This window comes from Caulobacter sp. SSI4214 (assembly GCF_012184455.1).
Classification (GTDB): domain Bacteria; phylum Pseudomonadota; class Alphaproteobacteria; order Caulobacterales; family Caulobacteraceae; genus Caulobacter; species Caulobacter vibrioides_E.
This window is the reverse complement of record NZ_SZWJ01000136.1, coordinates 1-7,169: the sequence shown is the minus strand read 5'-3', so window position 1 is coordinate 7,169 and position 7,169 is coordinate 1. Positions and strand designations below refer to the sequence as shown.

Genomic DNA, 7,169 nt, shown 5'->3' with positions numbered 1-7,169 from the left:
CTGGGCCTGCGCGGCCAGGCCTCGTCGGCGCCCCGAAGCGCCTTCGCCTGGCTGCCGCAGGACGCCGCCCTGATCGCCGGCTCGGTGCGCGACAACCTGCGCCTGGCCGCGCCGAAGGCGACCGACGAGGCGCTGTGGGCCGTGCTCGAGGACGCCTGCCTGGCCGAGCGCGTCCGCGCCGCGCCGGAGGGCCTTAACGCCTGGCTCGGCGACGACGGCGAGCGGCTGTCCGGCGGCGAGCGCCGACGGCTGGCCCTGGCGCGGGCCTATCTGCGCGACGCGCCCTGGCTCCTGCTGGACGAGCCGACCGAGGGCCTGGACCCGACCACCGAGGCCCAGGTCGTCGAGCGCCTGCGCCGGCGGCTGGACCAGACGGGCCAGGGCCTACTGCTGGTCAGCCATCGCCCCGCGCCGGCGGCGATCTGCGCGACGCGGATCACCCTGGGCGCCCCGCCCGAGGCCGCGCCCAAGCCGGTCAGCGCGGCCAAGATGCGGGCCGCGACGGTGGACTGAAACCCACCCTCAGCCTTCGATCACGACCTCGGGCCAGCGCGCCTTGGCCGAGCCGGTGGTGCGCGCCCAGCCGCCCGCGCCCTTGATCCGCAGCGGATTGGGGCGCAGCCGCAGGGCGAACAGGTCCTCCAGGCCGAACGGCGCCCAGACCCGCAGCGTGTCGTCCGGCTCCAGTCGGACCCCGACGCAGAAGGCCGTCGCGACGAAGCGCTTCAGAGCGGCGGCGCTGTTTTCCAGCGGCGGATAGGGCTCGTCGGCGCCGAACTTCTGGGCGAACCACAGGTGAACCCGGGCCTGGTTTCGCACCTCCACCAGCTCGCGCAGCGGCGACGCGAAGGCGGCGGCCACGCGCTGGATCACCGCGTCCTCGGCCTCATACGAGACGTCGCTGTCGTCGTGATAGGCCAGGTCGTAGTCCTTGATCCCATAGGTCAGATCACGGCCGGTCAGGTGGTTCCAGACCGGCTGGTAGACCGCGCCGGAGAAGATCATCCAGTCGGGCAGGTCCAGGTCGCGGGCCGTCTCCAGCACCGCCCAGGTGGTGGGCGTGGCGCGGACGATGTCGATCAGGCGGCTTTCGAGGTCCTGGCTCATGCCCGCAGCGTCCAGCCGTGGTCCAGCGGCCCATGACCGGCGCCGAGGCCGGGCGCGCGCAGCATCGCCTCGTGCACATAGTTCCAGGCGCGGGCGACGCTGGCCTCCAGCGACAGGCCCTGGGCCAGGCCGACGGCGCAGGCCGAAGCCAGGGTGCAGCCGGTGCCGTGCGTGTGGCGCGTGTCGATCCGCTCGCCCTCGAAGGTGGTTTCGCCGGCCGGCGTCATCAAAAGGTCCACGACCCGCTCGCCGGCCACGTGGCCGCCCTTCATCAGCACCGCCCGGGCGCCCATGGCCAGCAGGGCCTCGCCCGCGCGACGCTGGTCGTCCAGAGTCTCGACGGAGAGGCCCGTCAGGGCCGCGGCTTCCGGCGCGTTGGGGGTCAGCAGCGCGGCGCGCGGGATCATCAGCGTCTTGACCGCCGCGATCGCCGCCTCGGCCAGCAGGGGCGCGCCGCCCTTGGCGATCATCACCGGATCGACGACGGCGGGAACCGCGCCGGCCTGGTCCAGGGCGGCGGCCACGGTCTCGACCACGCCGGCGTCGCCCAGCATCCCGGTCTTGATCGCGTCGGCGCCGATGTCGTCCAGCACCGCCTGGGCCTGGGCGGCGATCACCGCCAGCGGGATCGGATACACGCCGGTGACGCCCAGGGTGTTCTGCACCGTCACGGCGGTGATGGCGGTGGCGGCGTAGCCGCCGAGGGCCGTGATGGTCTTGATGTCGGCCTGGATCCCCGCGCCGCCGCCGGAATCCGACCCGGCGATGACGAGGACGCGGCCTGGAGCGGTGTGGGACATGCAGGGTGTTTAGGCGGGAATCGCGGCGTCGGAAACCGTCGTCCCGGCGGCCGCCTGAATCGCCGCCCAGACGTCCAGCGCCTGGACCGTCTCGCGCGCGTCGTGGACCCGCACGGCAGCCACCCCCGCCGCGGCCCCGGCCAGATGCGCGGCCAGGGAGCCGCCGAGGCGGTCGGTCGCTTGATCCGCCGACGGATCGACGCCGGCGATGAAGCGCTTGCGGCTGGCGCCCAGCAGGATCGGATAGCCCAGGGCGACGAAGCGCGGCAGGGCGGCCAGCAGGGCCAGGTTGTGCGCCAGGGTCTTGCCGAAGCCGATGCCCGGATCCAGCCAGATCTTCTCGCGGGCCACTCCAGCGGCCATGGCGGCGGCGGCCCGGGCCAGCAGAAAAGCCTCGACCTCGGCCGCGACGTCGTCGTAGCGCGGCTCGTCCTGCATGGTCCCCGGCCGGCCCAGCATGTGCATCAGCACGACCTCGCAGCCGAGCCCGGCGGCGACCTCGGGCGCTTCGGGCGAAAAGCGCAGCGCCGCCACGTCATTCCAGATCGTCGCGCCCGCCGCGACCGCCGCGCGGGCCACGGCGGGCTTCATGGTGTCGATCGAGATCGGGATGTCGCTGACCGCGCGGATCGCTTCGATCAGCGGGAGCACCCGCGCGGCCTCGTCCTCCGCCGAGACCGGCGCCGCGCCGGGACGGGTGCTCTCGCCGCCGATATCCAGGATGTCGGCGCCCTGGGCGATCAGACGCCGGGCGTGCTCGACGCCCTGGCGCGGGTCGAGAAACCGCCCCCCATCCGAGAAGCTGTCGGGCGTGACATTGACGATCCCCATCACGCGGGGGCGGAGGCTGGCGGTCATGGGGCCTAGTTAGCCCCTGCCCGCCCCTGGGTCACGTCCGGAGCGGCGGCATGACAGACCCGCGAAGGCCGCGCGGACGTCAGCGGTCGATCCGATCAGCCTTCGCTCAGCATACGGTCGATCCGCGCGGTGAGGTCGCCGATCGCGAACGGCTTGGTCAGCACCTCCATGCCGGGCTCGATATGGCCGTGGTTCAGCACGGCGTTTTCGGCGTAGCCGGTGATGAACAGCACCTTCAGGTCCGGCCGCAGGGCGCGGGCGCCGTCGGCGACCTGCCGCCCGTTCAGCCCGCCAGGCAGGCCAACATCGGTGATCAGCAGGTCCACACGCGCCTGGGACTGCAGAACCTTCAAGCCGGTCGCGCCGTCGGGGGCCTCCAGGCAGTCGTGCCCCAGCTCGGCGAGCGCGTCGACCACCAGCATCCGCACGGTCGGCTCGTCATCGACCACCAGCACCGTCTTGCCCGCCCCGAGCCGCGGAGCGTCGACGGGCGTTTCGGCCTCCTCGACGTCTTCCTGGCCCAGATGGCGGGGCAGGTAAAGGCAGACCATGGTGCCCTGCCCGACCTCGGAATAGATCCGGACATGGCCGTTCGACTGGCGGGCGAAGCCATAGACCATCGACAGGCCCAGACCCGTGCCCTGGCCGATCGGCTTGGTGGTGAAGAACGGGTCGAACACCCGCTCCAGCGTCGCCTTGTCGATGCCCGCGCCGTTGTCGCTGACGCAGACGGAGACATACTGGCCCGGCTCCAGCCCATGGTCGCGGGCGGTGCGGGCGTCCAGCCAGCGATTGCCGGTCTCGATGGTGATCTTGCCCCCGTCCGGCATGGCGTCGCGGGCGTTGATGCACAGGTTCAGCAGCGCGTTTTCCAGCTGGTTGGCGTCGACCAGGGTCGGCCACAGCCCGGCGGCGGCCACCATCTCGACCTCGATGGCCGGGCCGACGGTGCGGCGCACCAGCTCCACGAACTCGGCCATCAGCCGGTTGATCACCACCGACCGGGGGGCCAGGGTCTGGCGGCGCGAGAAGGCCAGCAGGCGATGGGTCAGGGCCGCCGCCCGCCGGGCCGCGCCCTGACCGGCGGTCAGATAGCGATCGACATCGGCCGCACGCCCCTGGGCCAGGCGCTGTCCGATCATCTCGAACGCCCCCGAGATCCCGGCCAGCAGATTGTTGAAGTCGTGGGCCAGCCCCCCGGTCAGCTGCCCGACCGCTTCCATCTTCTGGGCTTGGCGAAGCGCCTCCTCGGTCTGTTCGCGCTCGGCCAGGGCCTCGGCGACGCGGGCCTCGAGGGTCTCGTTCAGATGGCGCAGCTCGGCCTCGGCCCGCTTGCGCGCGGTGACGTCCTGGAACAGCACGGCCACCTGACGCAGCTCCGGCGGCTCGATCCGGAACGACGACAGCGAGAGGTGACGTCCCGTGGCCACCAGTTCCTGCTCGAAGCGGATCGGCCGGCCGGTGCGCAGCACCGCGCCGTAGCGAGCGACCCAGGCGTCGGCCTCGTCGGGCACCATTTCCCGCAGCCGCTGGCCGACGACGTTGGGAATCCCCGCGTGCCGCTCGTAGGCCGCGTTGGCCATGATGTGCACGTAGTCGCTGAGCGGACCGAACGGACCGTCCAGAAACTCGATGACGCAGAAGCCCTCGTCCATCGACTCGAACAGGGCGCGGTAGCGACGCTCCTCCTCGCGGCGGGCCCGGTCCTCCAGAACCCGCTGGGTGATGTCGTTGCAGTGGACCAGCACGCCCTGGACCACGCCCGCCTCGTCGCGCACCGGCAAGGCGAGAAGGTTGCACCAGGCCTCCTCGCCGGCGCGGGTGAAGGCGACGTTCTCCAGAACCGCGCTCTCGCCCGCCCAGGCGCGGACGATGACGTCGCGGGCGGCGGGGATCGGAAAGGCCTCGTCCGCGCCCGCCCCGTCCAGCAGGGCGCGGGCGGCGGCGTTGCCCAGAGGCGGGACGGAGGGGCTCCAGGCCAGAAAGGCCGGGATCGGCGAGGCCTGCATCATGCCCGCGGCGACCGTCAGCGCCGGCGACCAGACGTCCGGCGCCGCCCGCGCCGCGCCGGCGCCGTCCAGCAACGCGGCGACACTGGCCGGAAATCGCGGCGAATCCGAAGACTCGGCGGTGGTCGTGGTGTCCAAGATCAAGCCCCGTGGCCGCGCGCGTATGGCCGAGCTCCTAACGGCCGCTTCGGCCCACGGGTTGCAAGCCTGGCCGCGAAAATTCCAACAGACGCGCGACGGCCAAGAAAAAAGCCGGCTCTTTCGAGCCGGCCTTGATCGTTCCGATCGTGGGCGCGTCAGGCGGTGACGCTGGCCCCGGCGCCCGGCGAGAGCGGCACCAGCGAGGGGGCGACGATGGTTTCCTTCGTCTCCTCCTCGTCGCGCTTGGGCGCGACGCCTTTCAGGACGCCGGCGATCTCCTCGCCCGACAGGGTCTCGTACTCCAGCAGCGCCTTGGCCAGGGTGTGCAGATCGTCGAGCTTCTCGGTCAGGATGCGGCGCGCCTCGTCGAGCCCATACTGGACCAGACGCTTGACCTCGCCGTCGATCAGACGCGCGGTCTCTTCCGAGACGTTCTGAGTGCGGGCGACCGAGTGGCCCAGGAACACCTCGTCCTGGTTGTCGCCATAGGCCACGGTGCCCAGCAGGTCCGAATAGCCCCAGCGGGTGACCATGTTGCGGGCCAGGTCGGTGGCCGCCTTGATGTCGCTGGACGCGCCGGAGGTGATGTTCTCCTTGCCGAAGATGATCTCCTCGGCCACGCGGCCGCCCATCATGATGGCCAGGCGGCTGGTCATCTGCTGGTACTTCATCGAGTAGCGGTCGCCTTCCGGCAGTTGCATGACCATGCCCAGGGCGCGGCCGCGCGGCACGATGGTGGCCTTGTGCACCGGATCGGCCAGCGGAACGTTCAGCGCCACGATGGCGTGGCCGCCCTCGTGATAGGCCGTGTTGCGCTTTTCTTCCTCGTTCATGGCCATCGAGCGGCGCTCGGCGCCCATCATCACCTTGTCCTTGGCCTGCTCGAAGTCGCTCATGGTGACCATGCGGCGGTTCTTGCGGGCGGCCATCAGGGCGGCTTCGTTGACCAGGTTGGCCAGGTCCGCGCCCGAGAAGCCCGGCGTGCCGCGCGCCAGGGTCTTGACGTCGACATCGGCGGCCAGCGGCACGTTCTTCATGTGGACGCGGATGATCTTCTCGCGGCCCGAGACGTCCGGGTTCGGCACCACGACCTGGCGGTCGAAGCGGCCCGGACGCAGCAGCGCCGGGTCCAGCACGTCGGGACGGTTGGTGGCGGCGATCAGGATGATGCCTTCGTTGGCCTCGAAGCCGTCCATCTCGACCAGCAGCTGGTTGAGGGTCTGCTCGCGCTCGTCGTTGCCGCCGCCCAGGCCGGCGCCCCGGTGGCGACCGACGGCGTCGATTTCGTCGATGAAGATGATGCAGGGGGCGTTCTTCTTGGCCTGCTCGAACATGTCGCGGACGCGGCTGGCGCCGACGCCGACGAACATCTCGACGAAGTCCGAACCCGAGATGGTGAAGAACGGCACGCCGGCCTCGCCGGCGACGGCGCGGGCGATCAGGGTCTTACCGGTGCCGGGCGGGCCGACCAGCAGGGCGCCCTTCGGGATCTTGCCGCCCAGGCGCTGGAACTTGGCCGGATCCTTCAGGAAGTCGACGACCTCCTGCAGCTCTTCCTTGGCCTCGTCGACGCCGGCGACGTCCTCGAAGGTGATGCGGTTCTTGTTCTCGGTCAGCAGCCGGGCCTTCGACTTGCCAAAGCCCATGGCGCCCTTGGCCCCGCCCTGCATCTGACGCATGAAGAACAGCCAGACGCCGACCACCAGCAGGATCGGCAGCAGCTGGATCAGGATGGCCCAGGGGCTGATCGAGGCGCTCTTGAACTTCACGTCGGCGTTCTTGGCCACCATGCGGTTGACCAGGTCGTCGGACGTCATCGGCGCGTTGACGGTCAGCACGCGGCCGTCGGCCGTGTGGGCCGTGACCGTCTGTCCGGCGATGTCCGCCGATTTGATCCGGCCGGCGTCGACCTCCTTGAGCAGCTGCGAGTAGCTGACTTCGCCGCCATTCTTCGTGCGCGCGTTCTGGCTGACGACGAACACGCCCGCCAGCACCGCCACGATGACCAGCCAGATGGCCAGGTTCCTGAAATTCATACGCTTCGTCTTCCCAACGAGTAGCCTCGATCCACCAAGATAGGCGGTCGCGGGCGCTTGCGCCATGCGCGTGACGTCAGGTCACGGTTTCTTGGTCGCGAAGGCCGATCGCGGCCTCGAAGCGATCCAGAACGAGCAAACGCGCGCGCCCGCCTCCTTCCTCCGCAAGAACCGGTCCGTCAAGCGCGGGACAGCGCGGAACGCCGCCTTCCGGCGTG

General features: G+C 70.9%; 5 protein-coding genes and 1 pseudogene. 1 reads left to right on the top strand and 5 read right to left on the bottom strand.

What is annotated here, in order from left to right; translation table 11 throughout:
• The coding region (locus tag FCU40_RS21980) for an ATP-binding cassette domain-containing protein (RefSeq protein ID WP_168077888.1) at positions 1-513 on the top strand (513 nt) is incomplete at its 5' end.
• A gap of 9 nt (positions 514-522) precedes the next feature.
• Here FCU40_RS21980 and FCU40_RS21975 read toward each other — a convergent pair.
• The 5 genes and pseudogenes from FCU40_RS21975 to ftsH all read right to left on the bottom strand — a co-directional run bounded on the left by FCU40_RS21975 (position 523) and on the right by ftsH (position 6,951).
• A complete protein-coding gene (locus FCU40_RS21975; protein WP_168077886.1) occupies positions 523-1,107 on the bottom strand; it encodes a nucleotidyltransferase family protein in 585 nt (194 codons plus the stop codon).
• Positions 1,104-1,907, bottom strand: a complete 804-nt coding sequence (gene thiD, locus FCU40_RS21970; protein WP_168077884.1) for a bifunctional hydroxymethylpyrimidine kinase/phosphomethylpyrimidine kinase — start codon at positions 1,905-1,907, stop codon at positions 1,104-1,106. Before thiD ends, FCU40_RS21975 begins: the two co-directional genes overlap by 4 nt.
• A gap of 9 nt (positions 1,908-1,916) precedes the next feature.
• Complete coding sequence (folP, locus tag FCU40_RS21965; RefSeq protein ID WP_168077882.1) at positions 1,917-2,765, bottom strand: dihydropteroate synthase; 849 nt, start codon at positions 2,763-2,765, stop codon at positions 1,917-1,919.
• A 95-nt stretch (positions 2,766-2,860) separates the two neighbouring features.
• Positions 2,861-5,003 (bottom strand): annotated as a pseudogene (locus FCU40_RS21960) (ATP-binding protein).
• Between the two features lie 67 nt (positions 5,004-5,070).
• Positions 5,071-6,951 carry an ATP-dependent zinc metalloprotease FtsH gene (gene ftsH / locus FCU40_RS21955; RefSeq protein WP_004616235.1) on the bottom strand — a complete coding sequence of 627 codons (1,881 nt, stop codon included), beginning with the start codon at positions 6,949-6,951 and terminating at the stop codon, positions 5,071-5,073.
• Between the last annotated feature and the right edge of the window lie 218 nt (positions 6,952-7,169).